The following is an 18,581-nucleotide window of genomic DNA, read 5'->3' on the forward strand; positions in this document are numbered from 1 at the left end:
ATATATTATGAAAAAAATTGAAACATTTGAAAATAAAAAAGTCTTAGTTCTTGGTTTAGCAAAATCTGGAGAAGCTGCAGCGCGTCTCCTTGAAAAATTAGGTGCTATCGTTACAGTTAACGACGGTAAACCATTTGATGAAAATCCAGCTGCACAATCTCTTCTTGAAGAAGGTATTAAAGTTATCTGTGGTAGCCACCCACTAGAACTTTTGGATGAAAACTTTGAATTGATGGTTAAAAACCCAGGAATTCGTTACGATAATCCAATGGTAGCTCGCGCTATCGAAAAAAATATTCCAGTTATCACAGAAGTTGAGTTGGCTTACATGATTTCAGATGCCCCAATTATTGGTATCACTGGTTCAAATGGTAAAACAACAACAACAACTATGATTGCTGAAACATTGAACAATGGTGGTAAATCAGGTCTTCTTTCAGGAAATATTGGTTTTCCTGCTTCTGAAGTGGCACAGACTGCTACAGATAAAGACACTTTGGTTATGGAATTATCTTCTTTCCAATTGATGGGAACAGATACTTTCCACCCACACATGGCTGTTATTACAAACCTTATGCCAACACATATTGACTACCATGGTAGCTTTGAAGAATATGTTGCTGCAAAATGGAATATTCAAAAGAATATGACAGCAGAAGATTATTTGGTACTTAACTTTAACCAAGATTTGGCAAAAGAATTAGCACAAAAAACAGCAGCACAAGTTGTCCCATTCTCTACAACTGAGAAAGTTGACGGTGCTTACCTAGATGGTGATACTTTGTATTTCAAAGATGAAGCTATCATGAAAGCATCTGAAATCGGTGTTCCTGGTAGCCACAACGTTGAAAATGCTTTGGCAACAATTGCAGTAGCTAAATTGTCAGGAATTGCAAATGAAGCTATTAAAGAAACTTTGTCACATTTTGGTGGGGTTAAACACCGTCTTCAAGCTCTTGGTGAAGTTAACGGCATTAAATTCTATAACGATTCTAAATCAACAAATATTCTAGCAACTCAAAAAGCTCTTTCAGGATTTGATAATTCAAAAGTTATCTTGATTGCTGGTGGTCTTGACCGTGGTAATGAATTTGACGAACTTGTTCCAGATATTACAGGTGTTAAATTGATGGTTATCCTTGGAGAATCAGCTCCTCGTGTGAAACGCGCAGCTGATAAAGCACAAGTTCCGTACGTTGATGCTAAAGATGTCGCAGATGCTGCTCGTATTGCTTACAGTAAAGCTGAAGCTGGTGATGTTGTTCTCTTGAGCCCTGCTAATGCAAGCTGGGATATGTATAAGAGCTTTGAAGTTCGTGGTGATGAATTTATCGCAACCTTTGAAGCTATTAAAGGAGAATAAGCATGGCTAAAAAAATCGTATTTACCGGTGGTGGTACAGTTGGTCATGTTACCTTGAACTTGATTCTTATCCCAAAATTTATCAAAGATGGTTGGGAAGTTCACTATATTGGTGACAAACATGGAATTGAACACGAACAAATTGAAAAATCTGATCTAGATGTTACCTTCCATTCTATTGCAACAGGAAAATTAAGACGTTATTTTTCATGGCAAAACATGCTTGATGTGTTCAAAGTGTCATTTGGTATTCTTCAATCAATTGCAATTATCGCTAAAATTCGTCCGCAAGCTTTATTCTCAAAAGGTGGCTTTGTATCTGTCCCACCAGTCATTGCGGCAAAAACACTTGGAGTTCCTGTTTTTGTGCACGAATCTGACTTATCAATGGGCTTAGCCAATAAAATTGCTTATAAATTTGCGACAACGATGTACACAACCTTTGAACAAGCCAAAGGCTTGGTGAAAGCAAAACACGTTGGTGCGATTACAAAAGTTGGTAGCAAAGTTGCTTACGATAACAGCAAAATTGAAGAAATCAAAAAACACTTTAACCCAGATTTGAAAACACTTCTTTTCATCGGTGGTTCTGCCGGAGCACGTGTTTTCAATGACTTTATTACAAATACTCCAGAATTAGTTGACCACTATAATGTCATCAACATTTCAGGAGATAAAAGTTTAAACGGATTGAGTCAAAATCTCTATCGAATTGATTATGTCACAGACCTTTATCAGCCTTTGATGGATATGGCAGATGCTGTTGTGACACGCGGTGGTTCAAATACTATTTTTGAGTTAGTGGCTATGAATAAATTGCACTTGATTGTGCCTCTTGGAAAAGAAGCAAGCCGAGGAGACCAGCTTGAAAATGCAGCTTACTTTGAGAAAAAAGGTTATGCTCGCCAACTTTCTGAGGATAAACTTACTTTTACGCATTTGCAAGAAGAGCTCACACAACTTTTTGAACAAGAAAATAGTTATCACACACAAATGAAAAATTCCACTGAAATCAAGTCACAAGAAGAATTTTATGATCTGCTTAAACATGATATTTCTAAGACTGCAAAAGGAATTTAAATGACAAAAAAGAAAGAGCCTAAAAAAAGTCAAAAAGATAAATCAGAAAAAAAATCAGCTTTGACGGAATGGCAAAAACGTAATATTGAGTTTCTAAAGAAAAAAGAAGCTGAAAAAGCGGAAAAGAAAAAACGCCAAGAAAAATTACGCTTAGAGCGCAAGCCGAAAGTAACAGATACTGATACCAAAGCTGAAAAAGTCGAAGAAAAAGCTTTGACTGCAGAAGAAAAGAAAAAGGCTAAGGAAGCTAAAAAAGAAGAAGCTAGAGAAGCTAAAGAGGCTAAAAAATTACAAAAACTGGAAGCTAAAAAAGAGAAAACGCCTCTTCAAAAAGCGATTCATCATGCGCTACCAGTTATCATCACTTCTGCGGTTATTCTTTTAATTTCAATCTTTTTGGTAACCCCATTTAGTAAAAAGAAAATTGTTACGGTTACGGGTGCGACAACGGTTAGTCAGGAAGAAGTGATTAGAGATTCAGGAATTAAACCGTCTAACTATCTCTTTTCATTGATTTTCCACCATTCAGCTTATGAAAAAAATATTATTAGCAAAAATAAAATGGTGAAAAGTGCTAACTTTATTTACCGTTTCCCAAATAAATTAAATATTGATGTTAAAGAGTACAGCATAATTGCTTATGCCCAAACTGATGATGGCTATCAGCCAATCCTTGAAAATGGGACACGTATTGGTCTTGTAGGAGCTTCTGAATTACCAGAAAGTTTCTTAACGATTAATTTATCATCAGAAAAAGACATTCAAAAACTGGTTAAGGCTTTTTCAAAATTGGATAAAGATTTGGTTAATCAAATTCAAATTGTCAGCTCAGCAGATTCTGCAACAACATCAGATTTATTGAAATTGGAAATGCATGATGGAAACGTTGTTCGTGTTCCACTATCTGAGTTGGCTAAGAAATTACCATATTATTTGAAAATAAAAGATAGCTTGCCAGAAAACAGTATTGTTGATATGGAAGTGGGAATTTATGCAACTTCTGAATCCATTGAAGCATCTGTTGCAGCGGATAAAGAAAAAGCTAAAAACGAAAGTAAGCCAGAATCAGAAGAAAATTCTAAATCAGGTGAAGATGCCTCTCAAACAGAGTCGAGTGAAGCGCCTACTTCAACTGAATCAAGCGAAGCTGAAGGCGCAGAAAATCAAGCTCCAGGAGCTACAAATGAAGAGCATCCGAACGAAACCGCAGTAGTTGAACAAGTAGCTCAACAATAAAATTAAGATTCTATAACAGAAACTTAATACATTATTTTTGAATGCTTAAAAACGTTGATATTAAAGCATTTGATAGCCTTTTAAAAAAAGCATTTATAAATTTGTTACGTTTTTTGTTACGTTTTGTACAAAAAAATTAGGGTAACCCGATTAAGGGCTACCCTTTTTTATAAACTATTGATAGCCATTTCAAAAATGTTCCCGCCTTGTTTTGCTCCCTCTTCGGTTGCATGGACATAAATATTTAGCGTCATTGTGATAGTGCTATGACCTAAACGGTGTTGTAAGTCTTTTGGAGACATACCAGCATTTAACATTAATGTGGCGTGTGTATGGCGTAGACCGTGGAAACGTACATTAGGTACACCAGCGTTTTCAAAATGCTTATACAATTGGTTTCTAATGTTGTTAGGGTCAAAGTATTTACCAGTGAAATTTGAAAAGACAATTTTTTCAGCCCGACCAAGTTCCCACGCTTTAACTTGTTGTCGGTTTTTATATTGTTTAAGCATGAGTATAGTAGCTTTATCAATTGAAATTTGTCTATAACTTGCTACAGATTTAGGGCTATTTATTTCAATTCTTTTGTTTAGCGTCTTGTTAACGTCAATAATCCCGTTTTTAAGGTCAATATCAGACCATTCAAGCGCCATTGCCTCCCCAATACGTAATCCCGTAGCCAAAAGCAGTTTATATAAGACAGTGTTAAATAGATTTTTATAGTCTGATTGATCTAAAGTATCTAGATAGCTTAAGAATTGCTTTAATTCTTGTTTGTCTAAAAACTTGATTTTAGTTTTCTTTTCTTGTTTTTTACGGGGGGTGATAACGTCAAGTGCTGGATTATGTTCTAACAGTTGCAAACTAACGCCATATTTTAAGATACGCTTATTTAAGCCAACTAATTTATGATAAGAGCCAAAAGCGTTCTTACTTTGTCTATTGGCTTTGTTCGCCCATTTATTCACTTGTTTTTGAATAACGGGTGTTGTTAGGTTATCTAGTCTATATTCACCAAAGGCGGGCAATAGGTGGGCTTCTAAATAGCTTTTAACAGATTTTTCTGTATTGGGTTTAACTGTATTCTTGTAACTATCCCACCAAAGTGTGACAAGTTCCCTATAAGTTTTTACATTTACTTTCTTTTTAACGGTGTATCCGTTACGAGCAAACTCATTTATAGCCTCACGGATCTTGATTTTAACACCTTTTTTAGTGTTAGCAGTGATAGTGGTACGAGCTTGTTTACCCGTTGCTTTATCAATACCTAAATAGATATTAGTACGGTACACAGTAGTACCGTTTTTCTTTGTGATTTTCTTAATATTTGCCATTTGTAACCTCTTCTCTTAACTACAGCAGGCAGGCTATAAGGATTTTAGAGTTTGAGGTTTTGGAGCCGTTCAAGACAACATGGCAGTAAATGAATGTTAGGTTTTGTTAGGTTTTCTAATCGTTTTTAGCACCATTCAAAACAACACGGTAGCGAATGAATGTTATCCGCCCTAATCGTTATCGGTTTGGGCGTTGGTGTTGTTTTCTGCTAGTGTTTTTAAGATATTTAATAGAGATTTTTGCGTATCTTTTTTTAATGCTGAAAAGTAGATTAGCGCAGGCAGTTCTAAGTCTGTTAAGTAGGTGAGCGAAGTAAAAAAATTTGCAATTTCAGTATCGGCTAAAATATCAGTGCTACGTTGAATATATTCTTTTTGAGATATACCAACACTTGATAAGTCGGGAACTGAAAGAGTTACGTTTTCCTGTTTTCCTATGCGTTGGTATTTTTCATATACCTTTTTTTCATATTCTGTTATTTTATCATCTGATAAGTAATTTCCGTATTTCAAGCGCCCTTTATCTGCAGCAGGCAGTATATTTTTCAATTCTGCCATCTGTTCTTCGAAATTTTCGGGTTTTGGGTCAAGGGCTATGCTTTTTAGTTTTTGAAGATATAACTGTTGTTTATTCGCCAATGTTTTCGTGTCATACCCTAACAAATAAGGAACGCTAACACCGAAATAATCAGCTAACTTTTCCCACACTTGCTTGTTCCGTGGTTCTCTTTCCCCTTTTTCATAATACATTAATTGACTGGTTGAGACTGAAATATCATATTTCTCTTTCAATATTTTACTAAGTTTACTTAGGGATATCCCTTTTTCTTGTCTCAGTTCTTTCAAACGTCTTAATTGTTTAGACATACTATTTCCTCTCAGCTTTTAAGGTAAGTATAACATAACCGTGAAGTAATCAAAAGAAAAATTCTCAAAAAAAGAATAAAAAAGGCTTGTATTCTCAAAAAAAGAATGCTAGAATATTTTTGTTCTCAAAAAGAGAATAAAGAAAGAGAGGTAAAAAATGATTGTTTCAAAAAGTATGGCTGAAAAAGTCCGAGTAAAACGCGGAAAAATGGCGCTGACAAAAACAGCGTTATGTATTGAGCTCGGGATAGCTAGGCAAACATTGACAAAAATTGAAAAAGGCAACTATAACGCTCCAAAACGTATTTATGAAAGTGTTGTAAATTGGCTTATCGAAGATTTGTAGAAAAAACGACAAAAAAAGGCTTGAGGAACGAACTCAAACCAGAATGAAACTTAAAAAATATTAGATAAAACAAAACACTACAGCGGGCAGGCTATGAGGGTTTTAGGTTTATCATCTATGCTTATATTATAGCATAGAAACAGCGTTATATCAATGTTTAAGGCGTTTTTAGAAAGGCAATCAGATGAAACTGTTATTTGAAAAAGTGAACGATTATGACTATAACAACACGGGTCAATTTAAGTGTTATTACATGTTAACAACGCCTAATAGGGAAAAGTTTTGGAATGGTAAAAAGTTTCCCGAGTGGGAATTGGATATCCTTGCAAGTGAGGGTAAGACTATCAAAATTGTAAACACTATTGATTTACATTTAGATTAGAGAGGGCAGAATATGAGAACAGATGAATTAAAAGAGCTTGAAAAACTTGGATTTGAATTGAGTGACTTACTACCAAGGTTAGAAATGATACAACACGCTAGCGAGGCAGTAACAGCACTGAACCAGAAAGCAGATAACGCCACTACAGCGTATTTTGCTACTAAGGTACTTTCAAATATCTATACACAAATGCAAAAATTGAGCGCTGAAATTGATGACATTGCTTTTAAACTAACCAATTTTGAGGAGGAGGTAAAAAAATGATTTATCAAGAAATCAATTTACCAGTATGGGGGCAGTTGGTTCTTATGGCGTTTTGGTTGTTAGCGTTGGTTTTATTGCTATATATCAAGCCCAGAGAGGACGTTAAGCAAGAGAACAAAGAAACACACGCAGACCACGTAAAAGAGCGTTACGGGGCTTATATTCAACTGTATGGCAAGCGTTACAACTAAAGGAGGGATAAACAATGAACGAACAAGAAAAAGACTGTATTTATAACATGATTGATCTAGCAGACAATGCAATTATGCAAGGCGATAAAGACCACGCTTTAACAAGCCTTTACTTTATCAAGAAAGGGCTACAAGCACTACTAATGGGAATGGAGGCTAACTAATGGGAACATTTTCACTTGAGTTTGAACAAGGATTATTAGACCGTGTAGACGTACTAGCCAAAAAGAAGTTGGAGCTAGAAAAGCGACTACAAAAACAGACGGGATTAATAAGTGCTAAAGAGCTGAAAGAAGAGTTAGACATAACGGGGGCAACTCTTACAAATTGGGTCAAGTTAGGGCTTAAAGTCTATCAACCACCCTTTGAAAACAGTAAAAAGCAATATTTCAGAGTGTCAGACGTGATCAATTTTTTAACTGTACGTTGAAAGCAGTAGGGGAATAGAATGTACAGACTTATTGATTTGAAAATAAATAGGAAAGTGCTCCCACTGTTTAACTTTCTAAAAAACAATCCCACACGGACTATTGGGAAAGAAAACCATGTTATTATGACGTATTTTGAACCGCCTAACCATGCTTTCTTTCCATTTAGCTATAAAGGTATCACGGTAAGCATTCAAGAGTGTGATAACCTAGATAACTATTTAATGGACGGTTGGCAGATAGTAAGAGATTATAAAATAGCTAGCGTAAAAGATAAATTGCTTGGGGTGCTTTCTGAATTGGAATTAGAATATCTAAGCCAATCGAGAACGGGGAACACTTTAACGATTAACGGTATTGTTTACAATTGGGTTGCTTATGGATTATCAAATACAGATGACGTCATAAGCTTTGTAAAGGTATTTTATTTGAATGGTTATTCTTACGAGCAGATAATACAGCTATACACCAATTTAACTAAGAGCACTAAATTGAATGTTATTTTTTTGAATACATTAAATAAATTTTTTAAGGAGGAAATGAATGAGCGAATTTATGGAACAGCTTAACGAAGTTGTACCAGACAACAGCAATAAAAATAAAGTTACAAGCCTTAACAAAGGTAAACTAAGAAAGAACAATGACGGGACTGTTAGCAAAAGTCGCAACAACTTAATTTTAATGTTCCGCGGGGCTGACCCAAAACTAGATAAGTTATTCAAATACAATGAGGCAACTAAGAATATAGAGGTAACTAGAGACCAAGAGTTAACCGAATATATCACCCTAAAAAAGGGGTTGCTTTCAGATAGTGTTATCAATCAGTTATGGGCTTATATATCCGAAGAATACGGACTAGAGTATAAAGAAAATGATATAGATATTGTCATTCGTATTATTGCCTTGAGCCAAAGTTATAACCCTATCAAAATCATGTTGCAAAAATCAAAAGCAACAAGTAAAGACGTAGACCCATTTAAGGTTATTCAAAAGTATATCAATATTGAGGATAACCAATACAACAGAATTGTCTTAGATTTGTTCTTTAGGGGAGCAATCGCGAGGGTTTATCATGCAGGAATACAATTTGACTATTGTCTTGATTTTGTTGGGAAACAAGGAACGGGTAAAAGTACTTTTTTGCGTGAGGTGTTCAAAGGCTTTTACACCGAGGTAGAAACCTTTACCGAAAAAGATGACCTTTTAAAAATGGCAGGCTCATGGTTAGTCAATGATGATGAAATGGTAGCAAGCAACAGCAAGAAAGCAAGTTTTGACATTATAAAACGTGTCATCACTGCTAGAGAGATTAGAATACGCAAACCATATGGAAAGAATACTGAAACAATCCCAGTAGATTATGTTTTTAGCCGAACTACCAACAACAAAGGTCACCTTAAGGACGCAACGGGTGACAGACGTTTTTTAGTTATTGACGTGTTGCCACGGAAAGAGGGGCAGCCTAATAAGATATCCAACCAAGATTTAATGGATATTTGGGGCGGTTATTTCAAGTCATACGAAAAGAATAAAAAGCTTTACTATGATGAAAATAGCGAAGAGGGTAAACTTATCGCCCAAAAACGCAATGAACATAAATACCGAGATGACGTTATCGAGCGTTTTGAGTGGTATTTGGTTACTAAAATCCCCGAAGATTTTTATAGTCCGAAATATCAAGACTATATAAGAAAACAGTATTACACGGATATGGAAAACTATGGCGTAGGCTATAGAAATGAGGCAGACCGTGAGAATGGTGTTGAATGGGTCGGAACTGTTGAACGTGACCGACTAACCGTTAAGGACGTTATGAAAGAAGTCTTTAGTGATGATGATATCGAACAACCGAAGACAATTAGGAGTAAAATCAAGCTTTATCTTGATAATTCAGACCAATGGGAATACCGTGACGGAATAAGGTTCTCCCCGCTGGGGAGCAAGCGAACAACAAAGGGATACCTTAAACAATAATTTTAGCTAACAAAAACAGTATTTTAGCTAACAAAAACAGCGTTTTAGCTACCATGGCTAACAAATAGGCTAACGCCCTAATCTCTTATGTATCAAGGGGTTACATGTTCATGTTAGCTAAATAGTAATATTTTTAATAAAAAAATAAATATATATAGTAATAGGGTATATAGGGGTATAGGAAATAACTTGAATTTCTTTTGAGTTTTTTCGCTATTTGGCTAACAAAAGCCCCAAAATCCTTGATACTATTGGCTTTGTGTTGTTAGCTAAAATGTTGACATGTTACCTAAAAAAGCTACCGTCCTAATTCATGGTAGTAAGAATGGTGGTAAGGTAGTATTTTTTACTACATAAAGGCAAATGAAAATTATCCAAGTATAAATAAGTAAGGGGGCATAGAAATGCAAGCAGTAGAATTGTTACGAGGCTTTATCTATTTCAAAAAAAGTGATAAAATAGAGGTAGTTGAAATTCCTGAATTTGGCAGTGTAACTTTTAAAGTTCAGAATGGTGAAGTAGTAGCTAGCGAGAGAATGGAACAAAAACAATATAAAAATAAGTAATACTGACTGAACAAATCAGAGGTATAGCAGTTATTATAATTGCTATACCTTTTTTGTTTATCAAGTAAAAAAATATTGAAAAGAGGTTTTAAAATGGATAACTATAATGAATTAATTACAGAATTAAATGAAAAAATCGAACATGGCGATAACGGTGAAAAGAAAGCTGGTGACGTTTCTGTAACTGATTGGAGTAAGATCGGTAATAAACTAATTGAACGTTTTGAAGATTATCCAACAAAAGTGAAACGTTTAGAGGCACAAAAAAAAGTAAAAGATTTAAAGGGAGAGGCGCAACAAGTTATAGAAAATTTTTCAAATTTTGTTGATAGTCTTAGCGCTAATAACTTATACACAGATGATGCTAAAAAGTCATTATATAAAGAGCAGTATAAACAATCAGAGGCGAAGTTAAAAAGCATTGGTAACGAACAGTGCCAATTATTGAATGAAACAGTTGAATTATCACAGAATAATGCTAAAAAAGCCTATGAAGATTTGAAACACAACGCAAAAACTTCCGACCTAACTCCACAAGATTTTAATTATATTGAGCTTGTGTTAAAACGAGATAATAGTCCTAAAGCTAAACAAAAAATCGCAGAAAAATATAACTATCATTTTGTTGTTTTGGATATTTTAAACGCTGGGGTACCAACTGTAGGCGGTGAAGAGGCGTTTATCAATCACCCATTAGACTATATGGCAAAAGGTTTACCACGTTATGGAGCGGGTTTTCAAGACGTTTTTTTAGAGCAAGGCGGCGCATATGTTAGAGAAGTATTGAAACCATTGAATAACAAATTATTTAGCGGTTCTATTAGAGATGGTCACCATGGACTTTTTTAATAAAATGTTGGAAAATGTTGGTATGAAATACTAGAAAATACGAGAAAATCCTAGTGTACAGTCAGCATAGAGCAAGCATGTATCAGCAATCACACTGAACACCGAACGAAGTCCGAGAAACAGCCATAGGGAGGCTTATAACGGGGTGTATAAATGTTTGGAAACACCCCACTTATTTTTATCGGGGTGCTGTATTGTTCGGAAATAACAACGCCACCCTCTTCCGTGTGCAATTTTCCCTTTTTGAATTTTTTAGAACGTCCGAGAACCCTCCTAAAAGCCCGTATAAGGCGTTTAAGGTGTTTCATAGCTGATTATATTCAAGACATTTAAAAAGCACCCCCCCGCCCTATCTGACGTCAAGGAGAGCCACCACAAGGTGTCCGCTTGTACCGAGCGCCATTTTTTGAGATTTTTAAGGGGTGTCATGCTATCTATGACTTTATTATAATATAACCGTTACCGCCATAGTATAATAGAACTAGTGATTTAAAAGGATTGTGGGGACTTTCATGGAACAAAAAACACTATTAAATAAGCTAGGGAATATCAAAAAAATAGATAAAGAAATTAAGGTCATCAACTTAGAAATTCAACACTTGAATAGTGGTATTTTTACACAGTCAACGTTTACAGATACAAAGGTGAAAGCTAGCAAAACTAAAGATATGGCTGACAAATATAACAGCTTATTAGAACGTAAAGAAAAGCTTTTGAGCCGTATTAATTCGCTTATGGCTGAACGTGATAGCCTTATTAGTTTGATAGATGATAACCTAGAAGACCCAGAATTAAGGGCAATTCTTCGCCTTACGTATATTGGCAATAATACGATTTACGATATTGAGGAGTTTTTAGGTATTTCAAGTTCAACTTTTTATAGAAAAAGACAAATAGCACTCAAACAGTTAGCGTCAATGATTTAACATTCTTATGATAATTTTAGGCGAAAAATATAATAAAGGTATCCTAGCATGGATACCCTTTTTTTATGCAAATAAAAAACCGTGGAGCAAACCACGGATAAGAAAATTACAAGAAATATTCTATCTAAGTACATTAATATTATAGCATAATCGCTTGCGAAAGCACTTATAGAACATTTAATTAGTAAAAATTAGTACTTTTTCTGTTTCTTTTACGAATAGATAAGTAAGGAGGTATGATCATGCTATATTATGATGAATTTAAAGAGGCGATAGACCGAGGATATATAAAGGGTGACACTATTCAGATTGTAAGAAAGAATGGGATAGTATTTGATTATGTTTTGCCTAATGAACCAGTAAAGCCCTATGAGGTGGTTACTACTGAAAAGGTAGCAGATGTTTTAGAAGAGTTAAGAGAATGGTAACAAAAAAAGAACCTCAAAAAACCTCAAAAAACAGCCCGAACATTTTTCACTATATCATAAAAGCACCCGTTAAGGTGCTATTTTTTCCTGCCTGCTGAACTCGTAAATTTGTTATAAAATTTGTTACGATTTTTGTTACGTGTATTTTATCGTAATTAATATATTCTACCTATAAATATTAGTATGTGTTTTATACTATAACGTTTTTTACAATATTAATAGTAGGTAAATTTCTATAACAAAAAACGTAAAATGATAACATTTTACGTTTTTTTATGATATAATATTTTCTGAATAATTCTGATTTTATGCAGATTTTAGAATAGTAAATGATTGGAAAGATAGTGAGGTCGAGTGAATGGCTAGAAATGGCTTTTTTACAGGATTAGATATAGGGACAAGCTCGATTAAAGTTCTAGTAGCAGAATTTGTTTCTGGCGAAATGAACGTGATTGGTGTGAGTAACGTTCCCAGCACGGGAGTAAAAGACGGTATTATTATAGATATTGAAGCAGCTGCAGAAGCAATCAAAACAGCGATTGAACAAGCAGAAGAAAAAGCTGGAATGACAATCGATAAGATTAATGTTGGTCTTCCAGCTAATCTTCTTCAAATCGAACCAACTCAAGGTATGATTCCAGTTCCAAGTGAATCAAAAGAAATCAAAGATGAAGATGTTGATAGCGTTGTTAAATCAGCATTGACTAAGAGCATCACTCCAGAACGTGAAGTTATCTCTTTGATTCCAGAAGAATTTATCGTTGATGGTTTCCAAGGTATTCGTGACCCACGTGGCATGATGGGAATTCGTTTAGAAATGCGTGGTTTAATTTATACTGGACCAACAACAATTCTTCATAACCTTCGTAAAACAGTAGAACGTGCTGGTATCAGTGTTGAAAATGTTATTATTTCACCACTTGCTTTGGCAAAATCAGTTCTTAACGAAGGTGAACGTGAATTTGGTGCTACTGTGATTGATATGGGTGGCGGTCAAACAACCGTTGCTTCTATGCGAGCACAAGAATTACAATATACAAACATCTATGCAGAAGGTGGCGAATATGTCACTAAAGACATTTCTAAAGTCTTGAAAACTTCTATGGAAATTGCTGAAGCCCTTAAATTTAACTTTGGTCAAGCAAACTTAGAAGAAGCAAGCTCTTCAGAAACTGTTCAAGTAGATGTTGTTGGTAGCGAATCTCCAATTTCAGTTAGTGAACGCTACTTATCAGAAATCATTTCTGCACGAGTTCGCCACATTTTAGATCGTGTTAAACAAGACCTAGAACGTGGACGTTTACTTGACCTACCAGGAGGAATTATCCTTGTTGGTGGTGGAGCAATTATGCCAGGTGTGGTAGAAGTTGCTCAAGAAATCTTTGGAACAACTGTCAAACTACACGTTCCAAATCAAGTTGGTATCCGCAACCCAATGTTCGCTAATGTTATTAGCTTAGTTGAATACGTCGGTACAATGAGCGAAGTTGATGTTATTGCTCAACGTGCGGTATCAGGTGAAGAATTACTTCGTCGTAAACCAGTTGATTTCGAACCACAGCCACAAGTACAAGCGCAACAACGAGTGGTTTATAATAACGAACCTGTTGTACCAGTTAATGAAAACATGGTACCACAGCCAGCTCCAGTTCAGCCTGTACAAAGACACGAAGAACCAAAATCAAAATTTAGCGAACGTGTTCGTGGTATTTTCGGAAGTATGTTTGACTAATAATAAGTGAGGAATAAAAATGGCATTTTCATTTGACACAGCATCAGTACAAGGTGCAGTTATTAAAGTTATTGGTGTCGGTGGTGGCGGAGGTAACGCTATCAACCGCATGATTGATGAAGGTGTTGCTGGTGTTGAATTTATCGCAGCAAACACTGATATCCAAGCATTGAGCTCTTCAAAAGCTGAAACTGTTATTCAGTTAGGGCCTAAATTGACTCGTGGACTCGGTGCTGGAGGACAACCTGAGGTTGGTCGTAAAGCCGCTGAAGAAAGCGAAGAAGTATTGACTGAAGCTCTTACAGGTGCTGATATGGTCTTCATCACTGCTGGTATGGGTGGTGGATCTGGTACAGGTGCTGCACCAGTTATCGCACGTATCGCTAAAAGCCTTGGAGCTCTTACAGTTGCAGTTGTAACACGACCATTTGGTTTTGAAGGTAACAAACGTGGTAACTTCGCTGCAGAAGGTATCCAAGAACTTCGTGAACAAGTTGATACATTGCTTATCATTTCAAATAACAACCTTCTTGAAATCGTTGATAAGAAAACTCCACTTCTTGAAGCTCTTAAAGAAGCAGATAACGTGCTTCGTCAAGGTGTTCAAGGTATTACTGATTTGATTACAAATCCAGGTCTTATCAACCTTGACTTTGCCGATGTTAAAACAGTTATGGCTAACAAAGGTAACGCTCTTATGGGTATCGGTATTGGTTCTGGTGAAGAACGTATCACTGAAGCAGCTCGTAAAGCTATCTTCTCTCCACTTCTTGAAACAACAATCGATGGTGCTGAAGATGTTATCGTTAACGTAACTGGTGGTCTTGACATGACTCTTACTGAAGCAGAAGAAGCTTCTGAAATCATCAGTCAAGCAGCTGGTAAAGGTGTTAACATCTGGCTTGGTACATCTATTGATGACACAATGAAAGATGAAATCCGTGTAACTGTTGTAGCTACAGGTGTTCATCAAGATCGTGCAGAACAAGTAGCAGGATTCCGTCCACAAGCAACTCGTTCATTTGCTCAAAACAACGCACAACAAGCAGCTGGCGCTCAATACGCTTCAGAACGTGCTCAACAACCTGGTCAAGCAGCTTTTGAACGTCGTTCAAACTTTGACTATGATATGAGCGAAAACCATGCAATGCCAGCTCCACAACAACCAACAGCAAATCAATCACAACAAAAAGATAATTCATTTGGAAATTGGGACCTTCGTCGCGATAACATCGCTCGTCCAACAGAAGGTGAACTTGATAGCAAATTGACAATGTCAACATTTACAGCTAATGAAGATGCTGATGATGAACTTGAAACACCACCATTCTTTAAAAATCGTTAATGACCGATTTTCAAAAAAATAAAGACCTTGTTTTTGAACAGGTTGCGCAAGCAACAAAAGCAGCCAATCGTTCACAAGAAAGTGTCAAGATTATTGCTGTGACGAAGTATGTTGATAGTGGTGTTGCTGCTCGTCTTATTGACACAGGTATTGAACATATTGGTGAAAATAGGGTCGATATGTTTCTGGATAAGTATGAAGCGTTAAAAGATAAAAATTTAACATGGCACCTAATCGGTACTCTACAGCGTCGTAAAGTAAAAAATGTCATTAATTACGTTGATTATTTTCACGCTTTAGATTCTGTTAAATTAGCTGCTGAAATCCAGAAAAGAGCAGAGCATCCCATTAAATGCTTCCTACAGGTTAATATTTCCGAGGAAGAGAGTAAACACGGCTTTAAAGTTTCAGAAATTGATGAAGCTTTAGCTGAAATCTCTGACTTTGATAAAGTGGAAATTGTAGGATTGATGACGATGGCGCCTAAGAATGCTTCTGAAAGTGAAATTGACGACATTTTTGGAAAAGCCGACAAACTTAGACAAGAGTTGCAGGCACGACAATTAGCTCATATGCCGTTTACCGAATTAAGTATGGGCATGAGTGGTGATTTCCCAATTGCTATTCGCAATGGGGCAACTTTTGTTAGAATTGGATCATCATTCTTTAAATAACGGGAGAAAAACATGGCTTTTAAAGATAAATTTGACAAACTAATCTCTTATTTCGATACTGATGAGGTAAGTGATGTTGAAGAAACTGTTGAAGATGAGGTTAGACAACCTCGTGTTCAACAACAAGTTGAGGCTAAGCCACAGCAAGCACCTAGACGCGCAGAACAGCAATTCTCATCAGCACGAGCTCAACAAGTTCAAGCTGGTGGTGCTGTTCGTCAACGTGTGCAACCTCAACAAAGACGTGCTACTGATGAAAATCCGCACGTTCATTCATTGAATCAACGTCGTGAAGAACAATTACAAGTTCGAAACAATCAAACGACTACAACAATTGCCTTGAAATACCCTCGTAAATATGAGGATGCTCAAGAAATTGTTGATTTGTTGATTGTTAACGAATGTGTTTTGATTGATTTTCAATATATGCTTGATGCTCAAGCACGTCGTTGTCTTGATTTTATTGATGGTGCAAGTAAAGTTCTTTATGGTAGTCTTCAAAAAGTTGGCAGTTCAATGTATTTGTTGACACCATCAAATGTCATCGTCAATCTCGAAGAACTTCCAATCCCAAATGCGGGACAAGATGTTGGTTTCGACTTTGACATGAAGAGACGTTAATATATGATTTTTGTATTAATTGTACTATTAAAAACCATTCAATTATACTCTTATCTGCTAATTGCGTATGCGCTCCTATCTTGGTTTCCTGGTGCGTATAACACTGGATTTGGTCGTTTATTGGTTCAAATTGTTGAACCAGTAATTAAACCTTTTCAACGTTTAAATCTTCAATTTATGGGATTGGACTTTACGATTTGGGCCGCGGTTATTGCCTTAAATCTCTTGAGTCGCTTTCTTATTATGTTATTGGTTCGATGAAAAAAGAAATTTACCAACATTTTCGACCTGAAGAGTATGACTTCATTGAAAAAATGGATGACATCGCTCAGAGGGTCGAAGAGACATACGCTTATTCATTAACAGATTTTCTAAATCCTCGCCAAGTTGATATTGCTAAAAGTATTCTTGGAAATCGAGGCTTGTGTTACTTTGTTTCGAGTGATTATTATCCTGCAGAGTACGCACGTATACTAGTTGCACCTGATTACTATGAGCTAAATTTGGAAGATTTCGAGTTAGCACTGCTAGAAGTGAATTATAATTCGAAGTTTAATCAATTAACTCACGCTCAAATAATGGGAACTTTGCTTCACAAGCTTGGAGTTAAGCGAACGATTATTGGAGATATTTTAGTTGAGCAAGGCTACGCACAGTTATTAGTTACGAAAAGTATGGTTGATTATTTTCGAGTTAATGTTACTAAGATTGCAAAAGCAAGTGTAAGCCTAAAAGAGATTCCGCTTGACCAGTTAATTAAGGGAGAAAAAGAATCTCATCAACTAGATATCATGGTTTCAAGTATGCGTTTGGATAAAGTTCTAGCAACAGTTTTGAAGCTTTCTAGAAGTCAAGCTATTCAGTTGATCAGTGCTGAAAAGGTAAAGCTTAACTATCAGATGCTTGATAGACCTTCAGAAATGCTTCAAGTTGGAGATTTGATTAGTGTTAGAGGATTTGGTCGCTTTTCTATCTTAAGTGAGAATGGGCTTACGAAGAATGGAAAATACAAATTGACCGTAGATAAGATGATACATAAATAAGGAGAAATCAATGGCACTTACAGCACTTGATATTAAAGATAAAACATTTAAATTAAAATTTCGTGGATACGACGAAGAAGAAGTTAATGAATTTCTTGATATCGTTGTAGATGACTACGAAGACTTGGTTCGTCGCAACCATGAACAAGAAAACAGAATCAAAGATTTGGAGGACAAACTTGCTTACTTCGATGAAATGAAAGAATCTTTGAGCCAATCTGTTATTCTTGCTCAAGAAACTGCTGAAAAAGTTAAAACATCAGCTAATGATGAAGCTGCTAACCTTGTTAGCAAAGCTAACTACGATGCACAACATTTGATTGATGAAGCAAAATCTAAAGCAAACCAAATCTTGCGCGATGCAACAGATGAAGCTAAACGTGTTGCGGTTGAAACAGAAGATTTGAAACGTCAAACTCGTGTCTTCCACCAACGTTTGGTTGCTGCTATCGAAGGTCAACTTGGTTTGACAAATTCACCAGAATGGACAGAATTGTTGCAACCAACAGCTGTTTACCTTCAAAATTCAGATGCAGCTTTCCGTGAAGTTGTTGAAAAAGTTTTGGAAGAAGAAATGCCTGAAGCTGATGATGAATTGTCAATGGATGCTACACGTCAATTCACTCCAGAAGAAATGGAAGAATTGCAACGTCGTGTAGAAGCAGGAAACAAACACCTTGAAGAAACACAAAAACTTCCTGTTATTGATGATGCTGATGACATCAATCTTAACGAAACACAAACATTTAAATTAAATATTGAAGAATAAGAAAAACGCGATTGATATGCTATATTAACAGCGAGTGGACGATGGTGCGAGGTCTGCAATCACTGGGATATCAGTTATCCTTTTCTAAGATTTTATCTGAATAAAGTAAGATAAAAGGGATAAACTCACCTTACGGGTTAAAGAGGGAAATTTAGATTTCTACC

Annotated in this window: 23 protein-coding genes; 21 read left to right on the forward strand and 2 right to left on the reverse strand. The window is 36.0% G+C overall.

Annotated features, from left to right (window positions below; all coding sequences use genetic code 11):
- The first annotated feature begins 7 nt into the window (after positions 1-7).
- Genes murD through E0E02_RS05175 form a run of 3 tightly spaced genes read left to right on the forward strand, consistent with a single transcriptional unit; the run spans position 8 to position 3,678 of the window.
- On the forward strand, positions 8-1,363 hold the full coding sequence (gene murD, locus E0E02_RS05165) for a UDP-N-acetylmuramoyl-L-alanine--D-glutamate ligase (RefSeq protein ID WP_133018033.1): 1,356 nt from the start codon (positions 8-10) through the stop codon (positions 1,361-1,363).
- A gap of 2 nt (positions 1,364-1,365) precedes the next feature.
- Positions 1,366-2,442 carry a UDP-N-acetylglucosamine--N-acetylmuramyl-(pentapeptide) pyrophosphoryl-undecaprenol N-acetylglucosamine transferase gene (locus E0E02_RS05170; RefSeq protein WP_133018034.1) on the forward strand — a complete coding sequence of 359 codons (1,077 nt, stop codon included), beginning with the start codon at positions 1,366-1,368 and terminating at the stop codon, positions 2,440-2,442.
- Positions 2,443-3,678 (forward strand): FtsQ-type POTRA domain-containing protein, encoded by a 1,236-nt coding sequence (locus E0E02_RS05175; protein WP_133018035.1) that lies wholly within the window; start codon positions 2,443-2,445, stop codon positions 3,676-3,678.
- A 167-nt stretch (positions 3,679-3,845) separates the two neighbouring features.
- Here the strand turns inward: E0E02_RS05175 and E0E02_RS05180 are convergent, their stop codons facing one another.
- The gene (locus E0E02_RS05180) at positions 3,846-5,012 is read right to left on the reverse strand and encodes a site-specific integrase (RefSeq protein WP_133018036.1); all 1,167 of its coding nucleotides are present in this window, start codon (positions 5,010-5,012) and stop codon (positions 3,846-3,848) included.
- 171 nt (positions 5,013-5,183) lie between these two features.
- The gene (locus E0E02_RS05185; protein WP_133018037.1) at positions 5,184-5,879 is read right to left on the reverse strand and encodes a helix-turn-helix transcriptional regulator; all 696 of its coding nucleotides are present in this window, start codon (positions 5,877-5,879) and stop codon (positions 5,184-5,186) included.
- Between the two features lie 157 nt (positions 5,880-6,036).
- Between E0E02_RS05185 and E0E02_RS05190 the strand changes: the two genes are divergently transcribed.
- From E0E02_RS05190 to E0E02_RS05270, 18 genes are all read left to right on the forward strand, one after another.
- A complete protein-coding gene (locus tag E0E02_RS05190; protein ID WP_039670340.1) occupies positions 6,037-6,225 on the forward strand; it encodes a DNA-binding protein in 189 nt (62 codons plus the stop codon).
- Between the two features lie 394 nt (positions 6,226-6,619).
- A complete protein-coding gene (locus E0E02_RS05195) occupies positions 6,620-6,871 on the forward strand; it encodes a hypothetical protein (RefSeq protein ID WP_133018038.1) in 252 nt (83 codons plus the stop codon).
- Entirely contained in the window at positions 6,868-7,062 is a 195-nt protein-coding gene (locus E0E02_RS05200; protein ID WP_133018039.1) for a hypothetical protein, read from the forward strand. Before E0E02_RS05195 ends, E0E02_RS05200 begins: the two co-directional genes overlap by 4 nt.
- Positions 7,063-7,076: 14 nt before the next feature.
- The gene (locus E0E02_RS09445) at positions 7,077-7,226 is read left to right on the forward strand and encodes a hypothetical protein (protein WP_165937140.1); all 150 of its coding nucleotides are present in this window, start codon (positions 7,077-7,079) and stop codon (positions 7,224-7,226) included.
- Positions 7,226-7,492, forward strand: a complete 267-nt coding sequence (locus tag E0E02_RS05205) for a hypothetical protein (RefSeq protein ID WP_074628906.1) — start codon at positions 7,226-7,228, stop codon at positions 7,490-7,492. Before E0E02_RS09445 ends, E0E02_RS05205 begins: the two co-directional genes overlap by 1 nt.
- Before the next feature lie 18 nt (positions 7,493-7,510).
- Positions 7,511-8,059, forward strand: coding sequence for a hypothetical protein (locus E0E02_RS05210; protein WP_133018040.1), 549 nt, complete (start codon positions 7,511-7,513; stop codon positions 8,057-8,059).
- A complete protein-coding gene (locus tag E0E02_RS05215) occupies positions 8,034-9,464 on the forward strand; it encodes a VapE domain-containing protein (protein WP_133018041.1) in 1,431 nt (476 codons plus the stop codon). The genes E0E02_RS05210 and E0E02_RS05215 overlap by 26 nt, the downstream gene beginning before the upstream one ends.
- Before the next feature lie 404 nt (positions 9,465-9,868).
- Positions 9,869-10,030: a DUF2292 domain-containing protein gene (locus E0E02_RS05220; protein WP_133018042.1), complete on the forward strand. Its 162-nt coding sequence runs from the start codon at positions 9,869-9,871 to the stop codon at positions 10,028-10,030.
- A 93-nt stretch (positions 10,031-10,123) separates the two neighbouring features.
- A complete protein-coding gene (locus E0E02_RS05225) occupies positions 10,124-10,879 on the forward strand; it encodes a hypothetical protein (RefSeq protein ID WP_133018043.1) in 756 nt (251 codons plus the stop codon).
- A gap of 512 nt (positions 10,880-11,391) precedes the next feature.
- On the forward strand, positions 11,392-11,805 hold the full coding sequence (locus tag E0E02_RS05230; RefSeq protein WP_133018044.1) for a DUF1492 domain-containing protein: 414 nt from the start codon (positions 11,392-11,394) through the stop codon (positions 11,803-11,805).
- A gap of 242 nt (positions 11,806-12,047) precedes the next feature.
- A complete protein-coding gene (locus E0E02_RS05235) occupies positions 12,048-12,233 on the forward strand; it encodes a Paratox (protein WP_133018045.1) in 186 nt (61 codons plus the stop codon).
- A gap of 358 nt (positions 12,234-12,591) precedes the next feature.
- The gene (ftsA, locus tag E0E02_RS05240) at positions 12,592-13,965 is read left to right on the forward strand and encodes a cell division protein FtsA (RefSeq protein WP_039697286.1); all 1,374 of its coding nucleotides are present in this window, start codon (positions 12,592-12,594) and stop codon (positions 13,963-13,965) included.
- A gap of 19 nt (positions 13,966-13,984) precedes the next feature.
- On the forward strand, positions 13,985-15,310 hold the full coding sequence (gene ftsZ, locus E0E02_RS05245) for a cell division protein FtsZ (RefSeq protein WP_039697285.1): 1,326 nt from the start codon (positions 13,985-13,987) through the stop codon (positions 15,308-15,310).
- The gene (locus E0E02_RS05250; protein ID WP_006531551.1) at positions 15,310-15,984 is read left to right on the forward strand and encodes a YggS family pyridoxal phosphate-dependent enzyme; all 675 of its coding nucleotides are present in this window, start codon (positions 15,310-15,312) and stop codon (positions 15,982-15,984) included. The genes ftsZ and E0E02_RS05250 overlap by 1 nt, the downstream gene beginning before the upstream one ends.
- Before the next feature lie 12 nt (positions 15,985-15,996).
- Complete coding sequence (locus E0E02_RS05255; protein ID WP_074563268.1) at positions 15,997-16,605, forward strand: cell division protein SepF; 609 nt, start codon at positions 15,997-15,999, stop codon at positions 16,603-16,605.
- Positions 16,606-16,608: 3 nt separating this feature from the next.
- Entirely contained in the window at positions 16,609-16,866 is a 258-nt protein-coding gene (locus E0E02_RS05260; RefSeq protein ID WP_039697283.1) for a YggT family protein, read from the forward strand.
- The gene (locus tag E0E02_RS05265) at positions 16,863-17,648 is read left to right on the forward strand and encodes an RNA-binding protein (RefSeq protein WP_133018046.1); all 786 of its coding nucleotides are present in this window, start codon (positions 16,863-16,865) and stop codon (positions 17,646-17,648) included. The genes E0E02_RS05260 and E0E02_RS05265 overlap by 4 nt, the downstream gene beginning before the upstream one ends.
- Positions 17,649-17,658: 10 nt before the next feature.
- Complete coding sequence (locus E0E02_RS05270; protein ID WP_074559481.1) at positions 17,659-18,417, forward strand: DivIVA domain-containing protein; 759 nt, start codon at positions 17,659-17,661, stop codon at positions 18,415-18,417.
- Positions 18,418-18,581: the final 164 nt, after the last annotated feature.

The organism is Streptococcus sp. KCJ4932 (assembly GCF_004352745.1).
In the GTDB taxonomy this organism is placed as follows: Bacteria; Bacillota; Bacilli; order Lactobacillales; family Streptococcaceae; genus Streptococcus; species Streptococcus ruminicola.